Raw genomic sequence first — 21,406 nt, 5'->3', positions numbered from 1 at the left:
CCGATGCAAACGCAGATGCTGATCAATGGCCAGCTGGTCGCTGGCGAAGGCCCGGCCTGGACCGTACTCAACCCGGCGCTGGGCAGCGCCCTGGCGCAGATCAACGAAGCCACCGAGGCGCAGGTGGACAGCGCCGTACGCGCCGCCGACCAGGCCTTCGACAGTTGGTCGCAAACCAGCCCCAAGGAGCGTTCGCAGGCGTTGCTGGCGCTGGCCGACGCGATCGAAGCGCATGGCGATGAACTGGCCCGGCTGGAATCGCAGAACTGCGGCAAGCCGTTGAGCGCGGCGCTGAATGACGAGATCCCGGCAATCGCCGATGTGTTTCGCTATTTCGCCGGTGCCGCGCGTTGCCTGGGCGGTTCGGCAGCTGGCGAATACCTGCCGGGGCACACCTCGATGATCCGCCGTGACCCACTGGGCGTGGTCGCCTCGATCGCGCCGTGGAATTACCCGTTGATGATGCTGGCATGGAAGATCGCCCCGGCCCTGGCCGCGGGCAACACGGTGGTGATCAAGCCCTCCGAGATGACCCCGCTGACCGCCCTGCGCCTGGGCCAACTGGCCCGGGACCTGTTGCCGCCCGGGGTGCTGAACATCCTCTTCGGCCGCGGCCAGACCGTCGGCACCCCGTTGGTCACCCACCCCAAGGTACGCATGGTATCGCTGACCGGCTCGATTCCCACCGGCGCGCGCATCATCAGTGCCACCGCCGACAGCGTGAAACGCATGCACATGGAACTGGGCGGCAAGGCGCCGGTACTGGTGTTCGACGATGCCGACCTCGACGCGGCCGTCGACGGCATCCGCACCTTCGGTTTCTACAACGCCGGCCAGGACTGCACGGCCGCGTGCCGGTTGTATGTGCAGGACGGCATCTACGAGCGCTTCGTCGAGCGCCTGGGTGAAGCGGTGGCCAGCCTCAAGCCCGGCCTGCAGGAAGCCGAAGATACCGAGCTGGGGCCATTGATCAGCGCCCAGCACCGCGACAAGGTCGCTGGCCTGGTACAGCGGGCCATCGCCCAGCCGCATATTCGCCTGGTGACCGGCGGCAAGGCGATCGAGGGTGACGGTTTCTTCTTCGAGCCGACGGTGTTGGCCGATGCCCTGCAGGACGACGAGATCGTGCGTAACGAGGTGTTCGGCCCGGTGGTCTCGGTCACCCGCTTCAGCGACGAAGCGCAGGCGCTGGAATGGGCCAACGACTCCGACTACGGCCTGGCCTCATCGGTATGGACCCGCGACACCGGCCGCGCCCACCGCCTGGCGGCGCGCCTGCAGTATGGCTGCACCTGGGTGAACACCCACTTCATGCTGGTCAGCGAAATGCCCCATGGCGGGCAGAAGCATTCGGGGTATGGCAAGGACATGTCGATGTATGGGCTGGAAGACTACACCTGCGTGCGGCATGTGATGATCAAGCATTGAGGGAAGTTTGGGGTAGGTCGCTGGATTCTTGGCGCCTGCGAGATCGAGCGCCGCCCGCGCGGCGCTCGATATCAGCCCTACCGATTATTTCCGCCCACCACCACACTCCGACGATGCTAATCCCGTAAATCCGACTCGTGAATCGGGTTGGCCCGGCTGGTCGCGCGCTGATATTGAGCGGGCCAGGTGGCCTTGTTGCCGCCCAGGTCATCATCGGCATGCAACGGCCAATACGGGTCGCGCAGCAGTTCGCGGGCAAGGAAGATGATGTCGGCCTGGCCAGTGCGCAGAATGTGCTCGGCCTGGGCCGGTTCGGTGATCATGCCCACGGTGCCGGTGGCGATTTCCGACTCCTTGCGCACACGCTCGGCGAAACGGGTCTGGTAGCCGGGGCCGGTGGGGATCTCGGCATTGACCGAGGTGCCGCCGGAGGACACGTCGATCAGGTCGACACCCAGGCCACGCAGGCGGCGCGCCAGTTCGACGGTTTCATCCGGGTTCCAGCCATCCTCGACCCAATCGGTCGCCGACACCCGCACGAACAGCGGCAGCTCGGCCGGCCACACCTTGCGCACGGCCTCGACCACCTGCAAGGTCAGGCGGATGCGGTTTTCGAAACAGCTGCCGTACTCGTCACGGCGCTGGTTGCTCAGTGGTGACAGGAACTGATGCAGCAGGTAGCCATGCGCGGCGTGGATTTCCACGACCTTGAATCCGGCTTTCAGGGCACGCTCGGTCGAGGCGACGAAAGCGTCGATCACGCCCTGGATTTCGTCGTGGTTCAACTCGCGAGGCGTGGTGTGCTGCGGGTCGAAGGCGATCCTTGATGGCCCTACCGGCTGCCAGCCACCCTCTTCCGGCTTGACGCTGCCTTGTTTGCCCAGCCAAGGCCGATAGGTACTGGCCTTGCGCCCGGCATGGGCCAACTGGATGCCGGGCACAACGCCCTGGGCCGTGATGAAGCGGGTGATGCGCTGCAACGGGGCGATCTGTGCATCGTCCCACAGGCCGAGGTCTTCGGCGGTGATGCGGCCATCGGCGGTCACCGCCACCGCTTCGGTGATGACCAAGCCTGCGCCACCCACGGCGCGGCTGCCAAGATGAACAAGGTGCCAATCGTTGGCCAGGCCATCGACAGCGGAATACTGGCACATCGGCGAAACGGCGATGCGGTTGGGCAGGGTCAGCTGACGCAGGGTGTAAGGCTCGAGCAGCAGGCTCATGAGGGCACCTCCCAAGGACTCCAATGGTGATCCGGCCCGGACACTCAATTGCAAGTCCCTGGCCCGGGTCCGGTCAATATTCAGACTAGACCAGAATGCTTGGGGGGAAGGTTCCCTGAAAATTCGAGGGACGATAGCGTCGGTACGGTCAGCGCGGCTCCATGTGGGCAATCATCAACTGCACGCTTTCATTGCCACGAAACTCGTTCACGTCCAGCTTGTACGCTAGTTCAACCCAACGCACCGTCGGGTTCGGCCACACTTCGCGGTCGATACCAAAGGCGATGCCATCCAGCCGCACCGAGCCGCACTCGCTCTTGAGCACCACCTTCAGGTGCCGCTCGCCCACCACGCGCTGCTCCACCAGCTGGAACACGCCATGGAACAGCGGCTCGGGGAAATGCTGGCCCCAAGGGCCGGCATGGCGCAGGGCCTTGGCCAGGTCGAGGTGGAATTCCTCCACTGCCAGGCTGCCATCCGACAACAGGCGGCCGGTCAGGTCGTCTTCAACCAGGTGACGCCGCACTTCTTCGTCGAACGCCTGGGCAAATGCCGGGAAATTAGCCTCGGGCAACGACAACCCGGCGGCCATGGCGTGGCCGCCGAACTTGCTGATCAATTGCGGATGGCGCGCGGCCACGGCATCCAGCGCATCGCGAATATGGAAGCCCGGCACCGAACGCGCCGAGCCCTTGAGCATGCCCTCGCCGGCATCGGCGAAAGCAATGGTCGGCCGGTGGTAACGCTCCTTCAGGCGCGAGGCCAGGATACCGATCACCCCCTGGTGCCAGTCCGCATCGAACAGGCACAGACCGTAGGGCATCGACTCGATCGGCAGGTCCTTGAGCTGGGCCAGTGCCTCACGCTGCATGCCCTGCTCGATGGACTTGCGGTCCTGATTCAGGTCGTCCAGCTGCTGGGCCATGTCCTTGGCCAGGGCGGCGTCCTCGCACAGCAGGCATTCGATGCCCAGGCTCATGTCGTCCAGGCGCCCGGCAGCGTTGAGCCGTGGGCCGAGGATGAAGCCGAGGTCGGTCGAGGTGATACGCCGGTGGTCGCGGCGGGCCACTTCGAGAATGGCCTTGAGCCCCGGGCGGGCACGGCCGGCGCGGATACGCTCGAGGCCCTGGTGCACCAGGATGCGGTTGTTGGCGTCCAGCGGCACCACGTCGGCGACGCTGCCCAGGGCGACCAGGTCGAGCAGTTCGCCGATGTTCGGCTGTGGCTGCGTCTCGTAGCGCCCAAGGCTGCGCAGGCGTGCACGCAGGGCCATCAGCACATAGAAGATCACCCCGACCCCGGCCAGCGCCTTGCTCGGGAAGCTGCAGCCCGGCTGGTTGGGATTGATGATGGCGTCGGCCGCGGGCAACTGCTCGCCCGGCAGGTGGTGGTCGGTGACCAGCACCTTGAGCCCCGCCGCCTTGGCCGCCGCCACCCCATCGACACTGGAAATGCCGTTGTCCACGGTAATCAGCAGTTGCGGCTGGCGTTGCAGCGCCACCGCGACGATTTCCGGGGTCAGGCCGTAGCCATACTCGAAGCGGTTGGGTACCAGGTAATCGACATGCGCCGCGCCCAGCAGGCGCAGGCCCAGCACGCCGACCGTACTGGCGGTGGCGCCATCGGCATCGAAGTCGCCAACGATCAGAATGCGCTGGCGCTGGTCGATGGCCTCGACCAGCAGATCGACACCGGCTTCAATACCCTTGAGCTGCTGGAACGGCAGCAGGCGCGCCAGGCTTTTGTCCAGTTCGGCTTCGCTCTGCACGCCGCGGGCAGCGTACAGGCGGGTCAGCAAGGGTGGCAGGTTACCGAGAAATGGCAGGGTCGGCGGCAGCGGGCGAGGTTCGATACGCATGGAGTGCTTCAGCCACGCTCACCCAGCAGCCACTCCAGCTGCACTTCGTGCTGGCCGCGGTCATCGGTGACGAATACCGTGCCCTCGCTGATCATCACGTCCCACTTGATGGTACGCGGCATATCGGTAGCGAGGGTTGCCAACACCTCCTGCGGAACGGCGGCGATGCTCAGGTTCTTCAAGCCCTTGACCGCGTCCACCACCTTGTTCTGCCACACCCGCAGGCTGCCATAGGCCAGCAGGCTGGTACGCTCGGTGCGGCGCGAGCACCAGGTCAGGCGCTCGGCATCCGGCTGGCCCACTTCGATCCAGTGCAGGATGCGATCGTCCAGGCTCTTCTCCCACAGGGCCGCTTCGTCGACGTCGGACAGGCCGCGGCCGAAGGCCAGGTTCTCGTTGTACCACAGCGCATAGGCCAGCAGGCGCACGGCCATGCGCTCTTCAGTTTCCGAAGGGTGGCGGGCGATAGTCTGGCGGACGTTCTCGTACACGCCACGATCGAGGTCGGTCAGGTTCAGTTCGAATTTGTAGGTGGTGGACGGCTGGGCCATGGTCGACGGGCTTCTTGCGCAAGAAAAGTGGCACAGTCTAACCGATCCTGCCCTTGGTTGCGCCGCGGCAGTATCTGCCGCTTGCGACCTATGATAAAACCACGGCTCTGCCCAGTTGCCACGGATGCCCCATGCCTACGCCCAGCAAACCCCTCGCCGGCCTCAAAGTCATCGAACTTGGCACCCTGATCGCCGGGCCGTTCGCCTCGCGCATCTGCGCCGAATTCGGCGCAGAGGTGATCAAGGTCGAATCGCCCGATGGCGGCGACCCGCTGCGCAAATGGCGCAAGTTGTACGAGGGCACCTCGCTGTGGTGGTTCGTACAGGCCCGCAACAAGCAGTCGCTCACCCTCAACCTCAAGCACCCCGAGGGCCGCGAGATTCTCAAGCGGCTGCTGGCCGAGGCTGACATCCTGATCGAGAACTTCCGCCCGGGCGTGCTGGAAAAACTCGGCCTGGGCTGGGACGTGCTGCATGCTCTCAACCCGCGCCTGGTGATGGTGCGCCTGTCGGGTTTTGGCCAGACCGGGCCGATGAAGGACCAGCCAGGCTTCGGCGCCGTCGGCGAGTCGATGGGCGGCCTGCGCTATATAACCGGTTTCGACGATCGCCCACCGGTGCGCACCGGCATTTCCATCGGTGACTCGATTGCTGCCTTGTGGGGCGTGATCGGCGCGCTGATGGCCCTGCGCCACCGAGAGGTCAACGGCGGTGACGGCCAGGTGGTGGATGTGGCGCTGTACGAGGCGATCTTCGCCATGATGGAAAGCATGGTCCCGGAATTCGATGTGTTCGGCTTCATCCGCGAACGTACCGGCAACATCATGCCGGGCATCACGCCCTCCTCCATCCATACCAGCGCCGACGGCAAGCATGTGCAGATCGGCGCCAATGGCGATGCCATCTTCAAGCGTTTCATGCAGGCCATTGGCCGCACCGACCTGGCCGACGACCCGAGCCTGGCCACCAATGATGGCCGCGACCTGCGCCGCGACGAGCTGTACGGGGTGATCGACCGCTGGGCCAACAGCCTGCCGCTGGAGCAACTGATGCAGGTGCTGACCACCGCCGAAGTGCCGGCCAGCCGCATCTATTCGGCCGAAGACATGTTCAACGACCCGCAGTACCTGGCGCGGGAAATGTTCCTGCACGCCAGGCTGCCGGACGGCAAGCCGTTCCGCATGCCCGGCATTGTCCCCAAACTGTCGGATACTCCCGGCTCGGCCGAGTGGGTTGGCCCGGCACTGGGCGAACACACCGAGGCATTGCTCGGCGCCCTGGGCTACGACGCAGCCGCCATCGCCAGCCTGCGTTCAGCCGGCACGGTCTGACCTGGCCCTGCCCCCCATGCGCGCTGCCCGCCGCCTACGTCACCTGGTCCTGCTGTGCGGGCTGCTGCCGGCCTTGCTGTGGCAACCGGCCAGCGCCAAGGAGCGCCTGTTCTGGCTGGTGCGCGACCTGCCACCGTTCACCATTTTCGAAGGGCCGGAAAAAGGCCAGGGGGTGATCGACCAGCTGTTGCCACTGCTCATCGGCCAGATGCCCGAATACGACCACAGCATCGTGCGGGTCAACCGCGCCCGCGGTATCCAGATGCTGCAAGACCACAACAGCTTCACCTGCGATCCGACCTTGCTGTGGACACCGGAGCGCGCCGGGTATGTACGTTTTTCCATGCCTGCTCTGGGTGTGCTCAGCGGCGGCCTGGTGCTGCGCAAGGACAGCCAGGCGCTGGTGGCGCCCTACCTCGATGGCCAGCAGGTGGACCTGCATGGCCTGTTGAGCAAGACCACGCTGCAGCTGGGCGTGGTTGCCGAACGCAGTTACGGCACGCAGATCGACGCCATCCTGCGCCAGCTGCCCGACAGCGCCCTCAGCCGCCACTACGGCAACGACGCCACTGCCAACCTGCTGCAGATGCAGCAACTGGGGCGCTTGCGCCTGGTGCTTGGCTATTGGCACGAAGTGCGCTACCTGGTCCAGCAGCAAGGCGGGTCACTGGCTGACTATCGGTTCTATCCGGTGCAGGGAGTGCCCCGCTACCAGTTTCTGCATGTAGGGTGCTCGGACACCGAGCTGGGGCGCACCGCCATTGCGCATATCGAACAGTTGCTGCCTGCCCTGCGCCAGGAAGTACTGCCGGCACACTATGCGCGCTGGCTGGACCCGGCACTACAGGAAGGCTACCTGGAAGACAGCAAGCGCTTCTTCAAAGACCGCTGACAGGGCTGCTGCGGCCACCCAAAAAGAAACCCCGGACGCTGGGGAACACGCCCGGGGCCAAGCGAAAGTCCTTGGGGACTTCCCGTGGCAGCCCTGCCAGCGCCGGAGCAAAGCACTGGCTGGCTGCCCTACAGTGTCTGATCAGCCACTCAGGCAAAGGTTCCAGGGGGCTGCTGGCGCTGCTGCAGTGCTGCGATTACGCAGGGCTGCAATCGCCCCTCGGCGATCTGCAAGTCACGGTGCAAACCATCCACCAGGTCGACCAGCAGGCGTTGCTCCTGCAACTGGCGTTCGCTGACCGTACGCCGCAAGGTTATATCGCCGAGCGGGTCACGCACGGTCAACTGGCGATTACCCTGGGCATCGGCGACGCCAAGGTGGGCCTGGTAAGGGGTCAGGGCTTCGTTGAGCAGTCTGCAGATTCTTTCCATCCGGATCACTCGCTGCGTGGTGGGATATAGAGGAACTGACCAACAGACGCAGCGGAAAGTTCGTCACACCGCGCCTTCGTCAGTGAGCATGCGGGGTGCAGGTGACAGTTTGAATACGCCGCCAGGGGCGCATTTGCAGTGCCTGCAAGGCATGCTGCAGGCGTGGCATCGACAGCGGCCAGGGCAGCTCGGCGAGCACCCACAGGCCACGGCTTCTGGCCTCCTGGGCAAGGTCATGGTGCTTGCCGGTAGCCTGGCCGACGAATAGCAACGCACGTGCGGGGTACCGCTGCTCGAACAGGGCAAGGCCGGCCAGGGTCGGCATGGCGTGGTCGAGAATCAGCAGGTCGGGACGACGCTCGGCGCCAAGGCACGCATCGAGTTCAGTGGTGTTTGCGCTGACGCGAACGTCGAAGATGCCCTGGGCGTTGAGGGCCTGGTGCAGGAGAATCTGGTGAGACGGGCGAGCCTGGTGGATCAACACGTAGGGCTGGTGCATGAGCCGCTCCTGAAGGGAGAGCCGGCTAATTTAGGTGTTGTGAAGGTCGACCTGAATAGGATGTTTCTGAGAGGGGCGAAGGAAAAGGCTGAGGTGCTACGGCCGCTTTGCGGCCTATCGGGACCCAAGGCCGCGCCTGCACGCAACGCGATGTTCTGCAGGAGTGGCCTTGGGGCGCAATGGGCTGCGGCGCAGCCCGATGCAAGGTGATTACAGCGGCTTGCCGCGGTTACCGTGCTGGCTGACAAAGCCCTGCACAGCCTTCAGGTCATTGGCCAGCACCGTGCAGCGTTCTTCACGGCTGAACAGGTCGCTGAGGTGCGCAGGCAGTTCCAGCGCCTTGCCCACACCGGCCTTCTCCACCGCTTCCGGGAACTTCACCGGATGCGCGGTACCCAGGACCACCATCGGCGTGTCGAGGCTGCGCCGGCACTCGCGCGCGGCCTTGACGCCAATCGCGGTGTGCGGGTCGAGCACCTCGCCGGTGGCAGCGAATACCTCGGCGATGGTTTCGCAGGTCTGCTCGTCAGTCACAGCCAGCGAATCGAACAGTTTGCGGGCTTCGGTCCAGCGGTCCTGTTCGACGCTGAAACCACCACCCTGCTTGAAGTTCGCCATCAGCTCGGCAATCGCGCCACCATTGCGACCGTGCAGGTCGAACAGCAGGCGCTCGAAGTTGGACGACACCATGATGTCCATCGACGGCGACAGGGTCGCATGCAGGGTTTCCTTGACGTACTGATTGCCGCTCATGAAGCGGTGCAGGATGTCGTTGCGGTTGGTGGCGACGATCAGCTGGCTGACCGGCAGGCCCATGTTGCGCGCCAGGTAGCCGGCGAAAATGTCGCCGAAGTTGCCGGTAGGTACCGAGAACGCGACCGAACGGGCCGGGCCACCCAGCTGCAGGGCGGCGTGGAAGTAGTAGACGATCTGGGCCATGATCCGCGCCCAGTTGATCGAGTTCACCGCAACCAGGCGGGTGCCCTTGAGGAACGACTGGTCGGCGAAGCTGGCCTTGACCATTTCCTGGCAGTCATCGAAGTTGCCTTCGATGGCGATGTTGTGGATGTTGTCGCCGAAGATGGTGGTCATCTGCCGACGCTGCACTTCCGACACGCGCTGGTGCGGGTGCAGGATGAAGATGTCGACGTTGTCGCAACGGCGGCAACCTTCGATGGCGGCGGAGCCAGTGTCACCGCTGGTGGCACCGATGATCACCACGCGCTCGTTGCGCTTGGCCAGTACGTGGTCGAGCAGCCGCCCCAGCAGTTGCAGGGCGAAGTCCTTGAACGCCAGGGTCGGGCCGTGGAACAGCTCGAGCACCCACTCGTTGCTGTTCAGCTGGCGCAGCGGCGCCACGGCGGCATGGGCGAACTCACCATAGGTTTCTTCGAGGATCTTCTTGAAGTCGGCATCGGCGATGCTGCCTTCGACGAACGGGCGCATTACCCGGAAGGCCAGCTCGTGGTACGGCAGGCCGGCCCACGAGGCGATTTCTTCCTGGGTGAAGCGTGGCAGGTTTTCTGGCACGTACAGGCCGCCATCGCTGGCCAGACCGGCCAGCAGGACGTCTTCGAAATTCAAGGCCGGTGCCTGGCCGCGGGTGCTGATATAGCGCATGGGTGCAAACCTTCGATACTGGGGCCGGAGCCGCGCAGGCGGCCCGACGGCAAAATTAATTGAGCTGTTCGACGCGAATGCGCACGACCTTGCCGACCACGTCCTGCAGGGCTTCCAGGGCGACGATGGCATCGTTGATGTGCTGCTCGACCACACCATGGGTCAGCAGGATCATCGGTACCAGGCCGTCCTGCTCCTCGGCTTCCTTCTGCATGATCGACTCGATGTTGATGCCGCGCGCCGAGAGGATGCTGGCCACCTGGGCCAGTACGCCCGGGTGGTCCTTGGCCTGGATGCGCAGGTAGTAGGCGCTTTTGCAGGCTTCGATCGGCAGGATCGGGTGGGCCGACAGCGAGTCCGGCTGGAAGGCCAGGTGCGGTACGCGGTTTTCCGGGTCGGAAGTCATCGCCCGCACCACGTCGACCAGGTCAGCGACCACCGACGAAGCGGTAGGCTCCATGCCGGCACCGGCGCCGTAGTACAGGGTGGAACCGGCAGCGTCACCATTGACCATGACGGCGTTCATCACGCCATTGACGTTGGCGATCAGGCGGTCGGCCGGGATCAGCGTCGGGTGTACCCGCAGCTCGATGCCGTCGGCGGTGCGGCGTGCCACGCCCAGGTGCTTGATGCGGTAGCCCAGGGCCTCGGCGTAGTTCACGTCAGCGGTGGTCAGCTGGGTGATGCCCTCGGTGTAGGCCTTGTCGAACTGCAGCGGGATGCCGAACGCGATCGAGGCGAGGATGGTCAGCTTGTGTGCGGCATCGATGCCTTCGACGTCGAAGGTCGGGTCGGCTTCGGCGTAACCCAGCGCCTGGGCTTCGGCCAGAACGTCAGGGAAGGCCCGGCCCTTCTCACGCATTTCGGTAAGGATGAAGTTGCCGGTACCGTTGATGATGCCGGCCAGCCAGTTGATGCGGTTGGCCGACAGCCCTTCGCGGATGGCCTTGATCACCGGAATGCCACCGGCCACGGCGGCTTCGAAGGCGACGATGACGCCCTTCTCGCGCGCCTTGGCAAAGATTTCGTTGCCGTGCACGGCAATCAGCGCCTTGTTGGCGGTGACCACGTGCTTGCCGTTTTCGATGGCCTTGAGCACCAGGTCGCGGGCCACGGTGTAGCCACCGATCAGCTCGATGACAATGTCGATCTCCGGGTTGCTGGCAACTTCGAACACGTCAGCGGTAATGGGGGTACCGGTAATCTGGCAGTTCGGGTTCTGCGAGCGCATGGCGATCTGTGCCACTTCAATACCGCGCCCGGCACGGCGGGCAATCTCCTCGGCGTTGCGCTGAAGTACATTGAAGGTTCCGCCACCGACGGTCCCCAACCCACAGATGCCTACTTTGACCGGTTTCACTGTGAACTCCCCATTGAACGGCCGACACCTTTGCCGGCCGTGAAACATGCCGTCACCCCATGACGACGGCGCACTGAATTGGATTACTTGGCCAGTGCCAGCTTGGCCACCTGCGGTGCCGGCTGGTAGCCCGGAATGACCTGGCCACTTTCAAGCACGATCGCCGGCGTGCCGTTGACACCGATCGACTGGCCCAGTTGGAACTGCTTGCTGACCGGGTTGGCGCACTTGGCAGCCTTGATTTCCTCACCCTCGACCATCTTGTCCATCGCTGCACGGCGGTCGCTGGAGCACCACACGGCCTGCAACTGCTGGTCACCCGGCGAGCCGAGGCCCTGGCGCGGGAAGGCGACATAACGCACTTCGATACCGCGGCGGTTGAGCTCGGGCACTTCGGCGTGCAGCTTGTGGCAGTACGGGCAGGTGGTGTCGGTAAACACGGTGATGTGCGATTTGGTCTCGCCCTTGGCAGGATAAACCACCATCTCGGCGGCTGGAATGCCGTTGATGAGCTTGGCGATACCCAGGCGCTCGGCCTTCTCGGTCAGGTTGACCGGCTTGCCGTCCTGGATCTGGAACAGGTAGCCCTGCATCACGAACTGCCCGTCAGCGCTGGCATACAGCACGCGACCACCCTGCAGCTTGACTTCATACAGGCCGCTGACCGGGCTGCTGGCCACGCTTTCTACCGGCACTTCCAGCTCGAGGTTCTGCAATGATTTACGGATGGCCTGCTCGGCGCCGGCAGGGCTATCGGTTGCCGCGGCAACGGCAAGGGTACTGGCCAGCGCCAACGCGGCGGCGGCGAAAAACTGGGTCACGCGCATGGGAACTCCTGAAGGCGGACAGGGGCCGGAGGGCGTCAGCTGCGCAAAATGCGCTCTGACAATGCGGCCCTTGGTGCAAACCGCTCAAGCCTACCACATCACACTGCCAATGAAGGGCCCTGCAAGGACCGGTCGGCGGAACATGAAAAACATTCATCCACGCGGGTGATGCTGGGCGTGCAACTGCTGCAGGCGGGCCTTGGCGACATGGGTGTAGATCTGCGTGGTCGACAGGTCGCTGTGGCCCAGCAGCATCTGCACCACACGCAGGTCGGCGCCGTGGTTGAGCAAGTGTGTGGCGAAGGCATGGCGCAGGGTGTGCGGCGACAAGGGTTTGTCGATGCCGGCCACCCGGGCGTGGTGCTTGATGCGGTGCCAGAACGTCTGGCGGGTCATCTGCTCGCCACGCTGACTGGGGAACAGCACGTCGCTGGGGCGGCCATTGAGCAGTTCGGCGCGGCCATCGCGCAGGTAGCGCTGCAGCCACACCACCGCTTCTTCGCCCATGGGCACCAAGCGCTCCTTGCTGCCCTTGCCCATTACCCGCAGCACGCCCTGGCGCAGGTTGACCTGGTCGAGGGTCAGGCTGACCAGTTCGGTAACGCGCAGGCCGCAGGCGTAGAGCACTTCGAGCATGGCGCGGTCACGCTGGCCGATGGCTTCGCCCAGCTCCGGGGCCTGCAGCAAGGCCTCGACGTCGGCTTCGGACAGCGACTTGGGCAGGGGCTTGCCCAGTTGCGGCATGTCCACTTGCAGGGTCGGGTCGATGGCCACCAGCTTTTCCCGCAGCAAGTAGCGGAAGAAACCGCGCAGGCCGGACAGGAAGCGTGCCGTGGAGCGTGGCTTGTAACCCTGGTCGAGGCGCCAGGCCAGGTGGTCGAGAATCAGCTCGCGGCCGGCGTCGGGCAGGCTGACGGAACGTTCCTGCAGCCAGCCGTTGAACAGGGCCAGGTCGCTGCGGTAGGACACGCGGGTGTTGTCGGACAGGCCTTTTTCAAGCCACAGGGCGTCGAGGAACTGGTCGATCAGGGGGTGGTCGAGGGCGGGCATGCGGGGCTGCTGGATGCTTGAGATAGGGCTAGTGTTTCACAGCATCCAGCCCGTTGTCGCGGGCCTTGTAGGAGCGACCTTGTGTCGCGATGGGCTGCGCAGCGGCCCCCAGATGGTACAGCGCTGCGGAAAATCCTGGGGGCTGCTGCGCAGCCCATCGCGACACAAGGCCGCTCCTACAAGGCCCAGGTCAGGCCCAGGATGTGCTCAAACCTGAGGCAAGACCGGCACCGGGCGCTTGTCCTCGTCGATGGCGACGAAGCTGAATACCCCATGAATCGCCCGCTCGCGTCCGTCCAGGTACATGTTCTCGACGAACACATCCACCTGCACCTGCAAGCTGGTATTGCCGACCTTGATCACCGAACCCACCAGTTCGACGATCGAACCTGCCGGGATCGGGTGCTTGAAGTCGATACGGTCGGTGGACACGGTCACCAGTGGCAGACGGCAGAAGCGCGTGGCGGCGATGAACGACACTTCGTCCATCCACGCCAGGGCAGTGCCGCCGAACAAGGTGTTGTGGTGGTTGGTGGTGTTGGGGAACACCGCCTTGGTCACGCGGGTCACCGACAGTTCGGTGCGGCGCTGGATTTCCTGGTCTCGGGGGGTCATGACAATCACATCTACGGGTTTCAAAACGCAAAAAAGCAGCCCGAAGGCTGCTTTTTTCTCGCTAGGCGGCCGCGGCCACCGGGCAAACTGCACTCAGGACAGTTTTTCCTTGATGCGAGCGGCTTTGCCGGACAGGTCGCGCAGGTAGTACAGCTTGGCTTTACGCACGTCACCACGACGTTTCACGGCCAGGCTGTCGATCTGCGGGCTGTAGGTCTGGAAGGTACGCTCTACGCCAACGCCGCTGGAGATCTTGCGCACGGTGAAGGCGCTGTTCAGACCGCGGTTACGCTTGGCGATAACGACGCCTTCGAACGCCTGCAGACGGGAACGCTCACCTTCCTTCACTTTAACCTGGACGACAACGGTGTCGCCTGGTGCGAAGGTCGGGATTTCCTTGCTCATCTGCTCGGCTTCGAGCTGCTGGATGATCTTGTTGGTCATGCTGTGCTCCTAAGATGGATACGCGATCCACCATCGATACGTTTAACTATCGTCCCGCTCGCGGAGATATTCCTCGAGCAGCTTCTTCTCTTCTCCAGAAAGCGAGCGACTTTCCAGAAGATCGGCGCGTCGTTCGAAGGTCCTACCAAGGGACTGCTTCATTCTCCAACGCCGGATGTGTGCATGGTTGCCACTTAGCAACACGTCGGGAACACGCTGATCCGCATACACCTCAGGTCGGGTGTAGTGCGGGCAGTCGAGCAGACCGTCGGTGAAGGAATCTTCTTCCGCCGAGTCCACATGCCCTAAAGCTCCGGGCAGCAGCCGTGTAACCGCATCGATCAGTACCATGGCCGGCAGCTCGCCACCGGAAAGCACATAGTCGCCAATCGACCACTCCTCATCGACATGAGCCTCGATAAAGCGCTCGTCGATGCCTTCATAACGACCGGCGATCAGGATCAACGATTCCTGTTCGGCCAGGCCTTTGACCGCCTGCTGTGTCAGCTTGCGGCCTTGTGGCGAAAGGTAGATCACCTTCGCCGCTGCTCCGGTCGCCTGCCTGGCGCTAACCAGGGCGTCTTCCAGAGGCTTGATTTTCATCACCATGCCCGGACCACCGCCAAACGGCCGATCATCCACCGTGTGGTGACGATCTGTGGTGTAGTCCCGCGGGTTCCAGCAAGTCACCTGAAGCAACCCCTGTTTCACCGCGCGGCTGGTAATGCCGTACTCCGTGATGGCCGAGAACATCTCGGGGAACAACGTGATGACGTCTACGCGAAGGTTACCCATCGTCTAGAAGTCCGCGTCCCACTCAACCCGCATCACGCCTGCTTCCAGGTCGATATCGAGCACGCATTGCGCCGTATAGGGCAACAGACGCTCGCGATCATCCAGGCTGCCTGCGCAGGGCTTGACCACCATGACATCGTTCGCACCGGTCTCCAGCAGGTGATCGACCTTGCCGAACAGCTGTTCGTCCTGGTTGATGACCTTCAGGCCTACCAACTGGTACCAGTAGTACTCGTCGGCCGCCAGGCTGGGCAAAAGGCTCCGCGGAATGCAGATTTCGTAACCACTCAGAAGACGAGCTTCATCACGGTCATCGAGGCCTTTCAGTTTCACGACCAGGCCCTTTTGGGAGCCACGACCGTTGACCAGCTCGACCTGCTTTACCTTGCCTTCGTGCCGAAGCGTCCAGCGCGGATAATCCAACAGGTTTTCAATCGGATCGGTAAAGGAATACACCTTCACCTCGCCGCGAACGCCGTGAACCGAAAAAATCTTGCCAACGACGATGAGGTCGTCAGCCTTTTCTGGCGTCGCGTTCATACTGCTCAGGCAGCAGCCTTGGCAGCGTCCTTCAGCAGCTGAGCAACGCGCTCAGACGGCTGTGCACCCTGGCTCAGCCAGTAGTTGACGCGCTCTTGGTTGACCGACAGCTTGACTTCGGCGCCAGCAGCGATCGGGTTGAAGAAACCTACGCGCTCAACGAAACGGCCGTCACGGGCGTTACGCGAGTTGGTCACGGTCAGGTGGTAGAATGGGCGCTTTTTCGAGCCGCCACGGGCCAGACGAATGGTTACCATGTGAACATCGTTCCTATAGTCGGTGCTGCAGTTGATACAGCAGCTGGTACTGCAAATCTGAATGCCAAATAGGCACACGGGTGCCCAAAAGGCCGCATATTCTCGGGGAATACACGGACATTTGCAAATGACTTTTTCGGCAAGGCCCCGCCCTGCCGTCCAGATTCGCCGGTTGCGCCGCAAAATTCGCGGCCGTTGCCCCACCAAGGCGGGGGTTCAGGGCGCCGGCCGGACAAACGGCAGGCACCCGGAATAGGGGTTACAGCTTGGGCATGCCGCCACCTGGCAGCATCCCGCCCAGGCCACGCATCATCTTGGCCATGCCGCCCTTGGCGGAAAACTTCTTCATCATCTTCTGCATCTGCTTGTGCTGCTTGATCAGGCGGCCGACGTCCTGCACCTGGGTGCCGGAACCGATGGCGATACGGCGCTTGCGCGAGCCGCTGATCAGCTCCGGATCACGGCGTTCGGCCGGGGTCATGGAGTTGATGATCGCTTCCATCTGCTTGAACTGCTTCTCGGCCGCGCCCTGGGCATTGCCCATCTGCGACAGGTTGACCCCGCCGATGCTCGGCAGCTTGTCCATCAGCCCGCCCAGGCCGCCCATGTTCTTCATCTGCTGCAACTGGTCGCGGAAGTCTTCGAGGTCGAAGCCCTTGCCCTTCTTCAGCTTCTTGGCCAGCTTGTCGGCCTTGGCCTTGTCGATGTTCTGCTCGGCCTGCTCGATCAGGCTGAGCACGTCGCCCATGCCGAGGATGCGCGAGGCGACGCGGTCGGGGTGGAACGGCTCGAGCGCTTCGGTCTTCTCGCCCATACCGATGAACTTGATCGGCTTGCCGGTGATGGCCCGCACCGACAGGGCGGCACCGCCACGCGCGTCACCGTCGACCTTGGTCAGTACCACGCCGGTCAGCGGCAGCGCCTCGCCAAATGCCTTGGCGGTGTTGGCGGCGTCCTGGCCGGTCATGGCGTCGACCACGAACAGGGTCTCGATCGGCTTGACCGCAGCGTGCAACGCCTTGATCTCGTCCATCATGTCGGCATCGATGTGCAGACGGCCGGCGGTATCGACGATGACCACGTCGATGAACTTCAGCTTGGCTTCACGAATGGCCGCTTCGGCGATGGCCACGGGCTTCTGGCTGATGTCGGAGGGGAAGAAGGTGACACCGATGTCGTTGGCCAGGGTTTCCAGCTGCTTGATCGCCGCCGGGCGGTAGACGTCGGCAGACACCACCATCACGCTCTTCTTCTTGCGCTCCTTGAGGAAGCGCGCCAGCTTGCCGGCGGTGGTGGTCTTGCCCGCGCCCTGCAGGCCGGCCATCAGCACCACGGCAGGTGGCGCAGCGTTCAGCGCGAGGTCTTCGTTGGCCGCGCCCATCAGGCTTTCCAGCTCGGCCTGGACGATCTTCACGAAGGCCTGGCCCGGGGTCAGGCTGCGCGACACTTCGGTGCCGACCGCACGCTCCTTGACGCTGTTGACGAAATCCTTGACCACCGGCAGGGCGACGTCGGCCTCGAGCAGGGCCATGCGCACTTCGCGCAGCGTGTCCTTGATGTTGTCTTCGGTCAGCTTGGCCTTGCCGGTGACATGGCGCAGCGTCTGTGACAGGCGGTCGGTCAGGTTTTCGAACATGGTGATCCTTTCAGGCCCAGTAAAAGCCGAGGTTTGTCAGGCGCCCAGGGGGAATGCATACCCGCCAGGCACAGCAAGGCGGCGATTATAGCGAAGTGCGGCGGCGGCGCACACCTTGCTGGCGGCCTGATAGATATTCGGTGGCTGTGCCGGCCTCTTCGCGGGTGAACCCGCTCCCACAGGGTCTGCACCACGTTCAAGACCGGCGCCGCACCTGTAAGAGCGGGTTCAGCCGCGAAAGCCGCACCGCGGTCTGCCAGTCTTCCTAGACCAGCGCGATCTATGCCAAACTCCGTCTCTTTAAGGCTCGCCACCCAGGACTTATGTTCTCCTCACCCAGCCTCATCCCCAACCTGATCGCCGCCGTCCTCTATATAGCTGCGGCCATCTACCAGGGCTCGTTCCTGGCCCGCAACCGCAAGGCCGACAAGCGCCTGCTCGCCCTGCTGGGCGCCTTCGCGGTGCTCGCCCAGGGCGGCGCGCTGTTCTTCCAGCTGATCACTCCGCTGGGCCTGAGCCTGGACTTCTTCAGCGCCGCCAGCCTGATCGCCGTGGCAGTCATCGCCCTGACCCTGCTGGCCTGCCTGCGCATACCAGTGGAAAACCTGCTGGTGCTGCTGTTCCCGCTGGGCGCGGTGACCGCGCTGCTGGCGCAGTTCGCGCCCCCCGGCACGGTGCCGCTGATCAACGAGGAACCGGGCATCCTCGCGCATATCCTGCTGTCGATCCTGGCCTACGGCCTGTTCACCATCGCGGTGTTCCAGGCGCTGCTGTTGCTGCTGCAGGACCGCCAGTTGAAAAACAAGCACCCGTCCGGGCTGATCCGCAACTTCCCGCCCCTGCAAACCATGGAAAGCCTGCTGTTCGGCTTCCTCTGGGCCGGCTGGTGCCTGCTGTCGCTGTCGCTGATCTCCGGCTGGCTGTTCCTCGACAACCTGTTCGCCCAGCACCTGGTGCACAAGACCTTGCTGGCCTGTGTCGCCTGGGTGGTGTTCAGCGTGCTGCTGTGGGGCCGTACCCGCCTGGGCTGGCGTGGCCACAAGGCCATCCGCTGGACGCTGGCCGGTTTCTGCCTGCTGATGCTGGCCTATTTCGGCAGCAAGCTGGTTCGCGAATTCATCCTGCATATCTGACGGCCGCCCATGGATACCCTGCCGTACGCACCGCTATTCGGCACCCTGGCACTGGCGCTGTTGTGGTCGGCACTGTTCACCGCCGTGGATGCCGCCCGCCAGCTGCTCAATGGTGCGCGCACCGGCGAGGACAGCCCCGCGCTGCCCGCCCAGGCCCTGGTGCTGTGTGCCAGCCTGGGCAAGTTGCTGGTGCTGGGCCTGGCCTGCCTGATCGGCCAGCGCCACAGTGGCGAGCACGGTTTCTGGCTGGCCGGCCTGGCCGCCACCCTCAGCTTGCTGGTGTTCGCCGAGTACCTGCCACGACGCCTGGCGCGGCGCAACCCGCAGGCCTTGGTCAGCCTCGGTGTCAGCCTGCTGAAAGTGCCGCTGACCCTGTTGCAACCACTGGCCTGCCTGCTGGATGGCATTGCCAGGTTGATCCTGCGCCCATTCCGCGTGCAACCCACGGCTGTGGCCGTGCATCCGCCGGAAGCGGATGACTTCGATGAGGACGACGAGCACGAAGCGCCGCGCCATGGCCTGCTCGACGGCCTGCAATCACTGGACAAGATCACCGTCAACGACATTCTGGTGCCGCGCAACGAAGTGGACGGCATCAACCTCGACGATCCGATCGAGCGCATCATCGAGCAACTGATCGTCAGCCGCCACACCCGCCTGCCGGTGTACCACAGCGACATCAACCAGGTTGAAGCGATCCTCAACACCAAGCTGATCAGCCACCTGCTGCCCAAGGCCGAGCTGACCCTGGAGAAACTCCACAGCGCCTGCTACGAGCCCTATTTCGTGCCGGAAAGCACGCCCCTGCAGATGCAGCTGTTGAACTTCCACAAACAGCAACGCCGCCTGGGCGTGGTGGTGGACGAGTACGGTGAAGTACTGGGCATCGTCACCCTGGAAGATATCCTCGAGGAAATCGTTGGCGAATTCGAGGACGAGCACACCCTGGACAACCCCCACGTCCACCCGCAGCCAGATGGCACCTTCGTCATCGACGGCACCGCTTCGCTGCGCGAAATCAATCGCACCCTGGGCTGGCACCTGCCCTGCGACGGCGGGCCGAAAACCCTCAACGGGCTGGTCACCGAAGCGCTGGAAAGCATCCCGGAAAGCGCCGTTTGCCTGAAGATCGGCCGCTATCGCCTGGAAATCCTCGAAACAGAGGACAATTGTGCCAGCAAGGTACTGGTATGGACCGTGACCCGCTAGCTATACTCGGGCCACGCTTACCCAGCCTAGCCGTCCCGCCTGCTATCCGCACTCGGCGCTCCACGGCCAGTCCGCCCCACTGACACGCCCTGCGGTCCTGCTTCAATACCCCGAACAGTGCCCGCCCCCGCCCCTATCCCCCTTGGGCTATCGTCAGTCTGGCGCGCACAACAACAAAACGCTCCGGCGCCCGCATGGCCGTGCCTGGCTCTTTCGCTTAGCACGCTGTCGCAGGCCACGCCCATGGAGCCGGATCAGACTGTCAGGGACCTTCCAAATGACAACCAGCAGCACTTATGCCGAAGCGCCTGCCGCGCCGGTCAATTCGCCCGCGCGGGTAGCCACTGCCAGCTTCATCGGCACCGCCATCGAGTTCTATGATTTCTACGTCTACGCCACTGCCGCCGCCCTGGTGATCGGCCCGGTGTTCTTCCCTTCCGGGTCGGGTACCGCGCAGATGCTGGCGGCCTTCCTCACCTTCGGCATCGCTTTCCTGGCGCGCCCGCTGGGCTCGGCACTGTTCGGCCATTTTGGCGACCGCATCGGCCGCAAATCGACCCTGGTCGCCTCACTGTTGCTGATGGGCGTGTCCACCACCGCCATCGGGGTGTTGCCGGGCTATGACAGCATTGGCGTGTGGGCGCCGGTCATCCTCTGCCTGTTGCGCTTCGGCCAAGGCCTGGGCCTGGGTGGCGAATGGGGTGGCGCGGCGTTGCTGGCCACCGAGAACGCGCCGCAAGGCAAACGCGCCTGGTTCGGCATGTTCCCGCAGTTGGGGCCGTCGATTGGCTTCCTCGCCGCCAACGGCCTGTTCCTGACCCTGGCGCTGGTGCTCAGCGACGAGCAGTTCCGCGCCTGGGGCTGGCGCATTCCGTTCCTGCTCAGCGCGGCGCTGGTGCTGGTCGGCCTGTATGTGCGGCTGAAACTCGAGGAAAGCCCGGTGTTCGCCAAGGCAGTCGCGCGCCAGGAACGGGTGAAAATGCCGGTGGTCGACCTGTTTGCCAAACACTGGCGGCCTACCCTGCTGGGCGCGGCGGCCATGGTGGTGTGCTACGCACTGTTCTACATCTCGACGGTGTTCTCGCTGAGCTACGGCGTGACCACGCTGGGCTACAGCCGCGAAACGTTCCTCGGCCTGCTGTGCTTCGCAGTGGTGTTCATGGCCCTGGCCACGCCCCTGTCGGCCTGGCTCAGCGACCGCTACGGACGCAAGCCGGTGCTGGTCGTCGGCGGCCTGCTGGCGGTGCTCTCGGGCTTTACCATGGAACCGCTGCTGACCTCGGGGTCGACCGCAGGCGTGGCGCTGTTCCTGGCCATCGAATTGTTCCTGATGGGCGTGACCTTTGCGCCGATGGGGGCACTGCTGCCGGAACTGTTCCCGACCCATGTGCGTTACACCGGGGCGTCGGCTGCGTATAACCTGGGCGGGATCGTCGGGGCTTCGGCGGCACCGTTCTTTGCCCAGAAACTGGTGAGCATGGGTGGCTTGAGCTGGGTCGGCGGCTATGTGTCGGCGGCCGCAGTGATCAGCCTGCTTGCCGTGCTGTGCCTGAAAGAGACCCGCAATACTGCGCTTTGAATGATTGGGGCTGCTTTGCAGCCCTATCGCGCCACAAGGCCGCGCCTGCAGGAGATCGCCCCCGCTTCAGCTTGCGCGATTCCCTGTAGGAACGGCCTTGTGGCGCGACAGGGCCGCAAAGCGGCCCC

Annotated in this window: 21 protein-coding genes; 6 read left to right on the top strand and 15 right to left on the bottom strand. The window is 64.0% G+C overall.

Annotated features, from left to right (window positions below):
* Positions 1-3: 3 nt before the first annotated feature.
* Entirely contained in the window at positions 4-1,428 is a 1,425-nt protein-coding gene (locus HU763_RS05545; protein ID WP_186687216.1) for a gamma-aminobutyraldehyde dehydrogenase, read from the top strand.
* A gap of 116 nt (positions 1,429-1,544) precedes the next feature.
* Here HU763_RS05545 and HU763_RS05540 read toward each other — a convergent pair whose 3' ends face one another.
* The 3 genes from HU763_RS05540 to HU763_RS05530 all read right to left on the bottom strand — a co-directional run bounded on the left by HU763_RS05540 (position 1,545) and on the right by HU763_RS05530 (position 5,060).
* Positions 1,545-2,651, bottom strand: a complete 1,107-nt coding sequence (locus HU763_RS05540) for an NADH:flavin oxidoreductase/NADH oxidase (RefSeq protein ID WP_186687219.1) — start codon at positions 2,649-2,651, stop codon at positions 1,545-1,547.
* Between the two features lie 148 nt (positions 2,652-2,799).
* Positions 2,800-4,509, bottom strand: a complete 1,710-nt coding sequence (recJ, locus tag HU763_RS05535) for a single-stranded-DNA-specific exonuclease RecJ (protein ID WP_186687221.1) — start codon at positions 4,507-4,509, stop codon at positions 2,800-2,802.
* An 8-nt stretch (positions 4,510-4,517) separates the two neighbouring features.
* Positions 4,518-5,060 (bottom strand): YaeQ family protein, encoded by a 543-nt coding sequence (locus HU763_RS05530; protein WP_170028531.1) that lies wholly within the window; start codon positions 5,058-5,060, stop codon positions 4,518-4,520.
* A gap of 131 nt (positions 5,061-5,191) precedes the next feature.
* On the opposite strand from HU763_RS05530, the gene HU763_RS05525 reads away from it, so the two are divergent.
* Together HU763_RS05525 and HU763_RS05520 are read left to right on the top strand one after the other, a co-directional pair.
* A complete protein-coding gene (locus HU763_RS05525; RefSeq protein ID WP_186687224.1) occupies positions 5,192-6,391 on the top strand; it encodes a CaiB/BaiF CoA transferase family protein in 1,200 nt (399 codons plus the stop codon).
* 16 nt (positions 6,392-6,407) lie between these two features.
* The gene (locus tag HU763_RS05520) at positions 6,408-7,283 is read left to right on the top strand and encodes a TIGR02285 family protein (protein WP_186687227.1); all 876 of its coding nucleotides are present in this window, start codon (positions 6,408-6,410) and stop codon (positions 7,281-7,283) included.
* Positions 7,284-7,432: 149 nt separating this feature from the next.
* Here the strand turns inward: HU763_RS05520 and HU763_RS05515 are convergent, their stop codons facing one another.
* The 12 genes from HU763_RS05515 to ffh all read right to left on the bottom strand — a co-directional run bounded on the left by HU763_RS05515 (position 7,433) and on the right by ffh (position 17,357).
* Positions 7,433-7,714 carry a DUF3509 domain-containing protein gene (locus HU763_RS05515; protein WP_170028525.1) on the bottom strand — a complete coding sequence of 94 codons (282 nt, stop codon included), beginning with the start codon at positions 7,712-7,714 and terminating at the stop codon, positions 7,433-7,435.
* Between the two features lie 79 nt (positions 7,715-7,793).
* Positions 7,794-8,213 carry a DNA-binding transcriptional response regulator gene (locus HU763_RS05510; RefSeq protein ID WP_186687230.1) on the bottom strand — a complete coding sequence of 140 codons (420 nt, stop codon included), beginning with the start codon at positions 8,211-8,213 and terminating at the stop codon, positions 7,794-7,796.
* A 210-nt stretch (positions 8,214-8,423) separates the two neighbouring features.
* Complete coding sequence (gene thrC, locus HU763_RS05505) at positions 8,424-9,833, bottom strand: threonine synthase (RefSeq protein ID WP_186687233.1); 1,410 nt, start codon at positions 9,831-9,833, stop codon at positions 8,424-8,426.
* A gap of 55 nt (positions 9,834-9,888) precedes the next feature.
* Positions 9,889-11,193, bottom strand: a complete 1,305-nt coding sequence (locus HU763_RS05500) for a homoserine dehydrogenase (RefSeq protein ID WP_170028519.1) — start codon at positions 11,191-11,193, stop codon at positions 9,889-9,891.
* Positions 11,194-11,276: 83 nt separating this feature from the next.
* Positions 11,277-12,020, bottom strand: a complete 744-nt coding sequence (locus HU763_RS05495; RefSeq protein WP_186687236.1) for a DsbC family protein — start codon at positions 12,018-12,020, stop codon at positions 11,277-11,279.
* Positions 12,021-12,173: 153 nt separating this feature from the next.
* A complete protein-coding gene (gene xerD, locus HU763_RS05490) occupies positions 12,174-13,070 on the bottom strand; it encodes a site-specific tyrosine recombinase XerD (RefSeq protein WP_186687238.1) in 897 nt (298 codons plus the stop codon).
* A gap of 207 nt (positions 13,071-13,277) precedes the next feature.
* Positions 13,278-13,685, bottom strand: a complete 408-nt coding sequence (locus HU763_RS05485) for an acyl-CoA thioesterase (protein WP_170028512.1) — start codon at positions 13,683-13,685, stop codon at positions 13,278-13,280.
* Positions 13,686-13,778: 93 nt separating this feature from the next.
* Positions 13,779-14,129, bottom strand: a complete 351-nt coding sequence (rplS, locus tag HU763_RS05480) for a 50S ribosomal protein L19 (RefSeq protein ID WP_003252148.1) — start codon at positions 14,127-14,129, stop codon at positions 13,779-13,781.
* Between the two features lie 42 nt (positions 14,130-14,171).
* Positions 14,172-14,924 carry a tRNA (guanosine(37)-N1)-methyltransferase TrmD gene (trmD, locus tag HU763_RS05475; RefSeq protein WP_003252146.1) on the bottom strand — a complete coding sequence of 251 codons (753 nt, stop codon included), beginning with the start codon at positions 14,922-14,924 and terminating at the stop codon, positions 14,172-14,174.
* Between the two features lie 3 nt (positions 14,925-14,927).
* Positions 14,928-15,464: a ribosome maturation factor RimM gene (gene rimM / locus HU763_RS05470; RefSeq protein ID WP_170028510.1), complete on the bottom strand. Its 537-nt coding sequence runs from the start codon at positions 15,462-15,464 to the stop codon at positions 14,928-14,930.
* Between the two features lie 5 nt (positions 15,465-15,469).
* Positions 15,470-15,721: a 30S ribosomal protein S16 gene (rpsP, locus tag HU763_RS05465; protein ID WP_003259424.1), complete on the bottom strand. Its 252-nt coding sequence runs from the start codon at positions 15,719-15,721 to the stop codon at positions 15,470-15,472.
* Positions 15,722-15,980: 259 nt separating this feature from the next.
* The gene (ffh, locus tag HU763_RS05460; RefSeq protein WP_170028509.1) at positions 15,981-17,357 is read right to left on the bottom strand and encodes a signal recognition particle protein; all 1,377 of its coding nucleotides are present in this window, start codon (positions 17,355-17,357) and stop codon (positions 15,981-15,983) included.
* Between the two features lie 323 nt (positions 17,358-17,680).
* Between ffh and HU763_RS05455 the strand changes: the two genes are divergently transcribed.
* The 3 genes from HU763_RS05455 to HU763_RS05445 all read left to right on the top strand — a co-directional run bounded on the left by HU763_RS05455 (position 17,681) and on the right by HU763_RS05445 (position 21,278).
* Positions 17,681-18,490 (top strand): cytochrome C assembly family protein, encoded by an 810-nt coding sequence (locus HU763_RS05455; RefSeq protein WP_186686040.1) that lies wholly within the window; start codon positions 17,681-17,683, stop codon positions 18,488-18,490.
* Positions 18,491-18,499: 9 nt separating this feature from the next.
* Positions 18,500-19,699: a transporter associated domain-containing protein gene (locus tag HU763_RS05450; protein ID WP_186686042.1), complete on the top strand. Its 1,200-nt coding sequence runs from the start codon at positions 18,500-18,502 to the stop codon at positions 19,697-19,699.
* A 277-nt stretch (positions 19,700-19,976) separates the two neighbouring features.
* Complete coding sequence (locus HU763_RS05445; protein ID WP_170028504.1) at positions 19,977-21,278, top strand: MFS transporter; 1,302 nt, start codon at positions 19,977-19,979, stop codon at positions 21,276-21,278.
* Positions 21,279-21,406 lie beyond the last annotated feature (128 nt).

This window comes from Pseudomonas anuradhapurensis (assembly GCF_014269225.2).
Classification (GTDB): domain Bacteria; phylum Pseudomonadota; class Gammaproteobacteria; order Pseudomonadales; family Pseudomonadaceae; genus Aquipseudomonas; species Aquipseudomonas anuradhapurensis.
Note: the sequence above shows the minus strand (reverse complement) of the source record. Positions and strands in the feature narration are given on the sequence as shown.

Coding starts and splice junctions, on each gene's coding strand:
- HU763_RS05525 (WP_186687224.1), top strand. CDS start 5,192: ATGCCTACGCCCAGCAAACCCCTCGCCGGCCTCAAAGTCATCGAACTT.
- HU763_RS05485 (WP_170028512.1), bottom strand. CDS start 13,685: ATGACCCCCCGAGACCAGGAAATCCAGCGCCGCACCGAACTGTCGGTG.
- trmD (WP_003252146.1), bottom strand. CDS start 14,924: ATGGGTAACCTTCGCGTAGACGTCATCACGTTGTTCCCCGAGATGTTC.
- HU763_RS05495 (WP_186687236.1), bottom strand. CDS start 12,020: ATGCGCGTGACCCAGTTTTTCGCCGCCGCCGCGTTGGCGCTGGCCAGT.
- thrC (WP_186687233.1), bottom strand. CDS start 9,833: ATGCGCTATATCAGCACCCGCGGCCAGGCACCGGCCTTGAATTTCGAA.
- HU763_RS05510 (WP_186687230.1), bottom strand. CDS start 8,213: ATGCACCAGCCCTACGTGTTGATCCACCAGGCTCGCCCGTCTCACCAG.
- rpsP (WP_003259424.1), bottom strand. CDS start 15,721: ATGGTAACCATTCGTCTGGCCCGTGGCGGCTCGAAAAAGCGCCCATTC.
- HU763_RS05520 (WP_186687227.1), top strand. CDS start 6,408: ATGCGCGCTGCCCGCCGCCTACGTCACCTGGTCCTGCTGTGCGGGCTG.
- rimM (WP_170028510.1), bottom strand. CDS start 15,464: ATGAACGCGACGCCAGAAAAGGCTGACGACCTCATCGTCGTTGGCAAG.
- HU763_RS05445 (WP_170028504.1), top strand. CDS start 19,977: ATGACAACCAGCAGCACTTATGCCGAAGCGCCTGCCGCGCCGGTCAAT.
- HU763_RS05530 (WP_170028531.1), bottom strand. CDS start 5,060: ATGGCCCAGCCGTCCACCACCTACAAATTCGAACTGAACCTGACCGAC.
- HU763_RS05450 (WP_186686042.1), top strand. CDS start 18,500: ATGGATACCCTGCCGTACGCACCGCTATTCGGCACCCTGGCACTGGCG.
- HU763_RS05515 (WP_170028525.1), bottom strand. CDS start 7,714: ATGGAAAGAATCTGCAGACTGCTCAACGAAGCCCTGACCCCTTACCAG.
- ffh (WP_170028509.1), bottom strand. CDS start 17,357: ATGTTCGAAAACCTGACCGACCGCCTGTCACAGACGCTGCGCCATGTC.
- xerD (WP_186687238.1), bottom strand. CDS start 13,070: ATGCCCGCCCTCGACCACCCCCTGATCGACCAGTTCCTCGACGCCCTG.
- HU763_RS05545 (WP_186687216.1), top strand. CDS start 4: ATGCAAACGCAGATGCTGATCAATGGCCAGCTGGTCGCTGGCGAAGGC.
- rplS (WP_003252148.1), bottom strand. CDS start 14,129: ATGACCAACAAGATCATCCAGCAGCTCGAAGCCGAGCAGATGAGCAAG.
- HU763_RS05540 (WP_186687219.1), bottom strand. CDS start 2,651: ATGAGCCTGCTGCTCGAGCCTTACACCCTGCGTCAGCTGACCCTGCCC.
- HU763_RS05455 (WP_186686040.1), top strand. CDS start 17,681: ATGTTCTCCTCACCCAGCCTCATCCCCAACCTGATCGCCGCCGTCCTC.
- recJ (WP_186687221.1), bottom strand. CDS start 4,509: ATGCGTATCGAACCTCGCCCGCTGCCGCCGACCCTGCCATTTCTCGGT.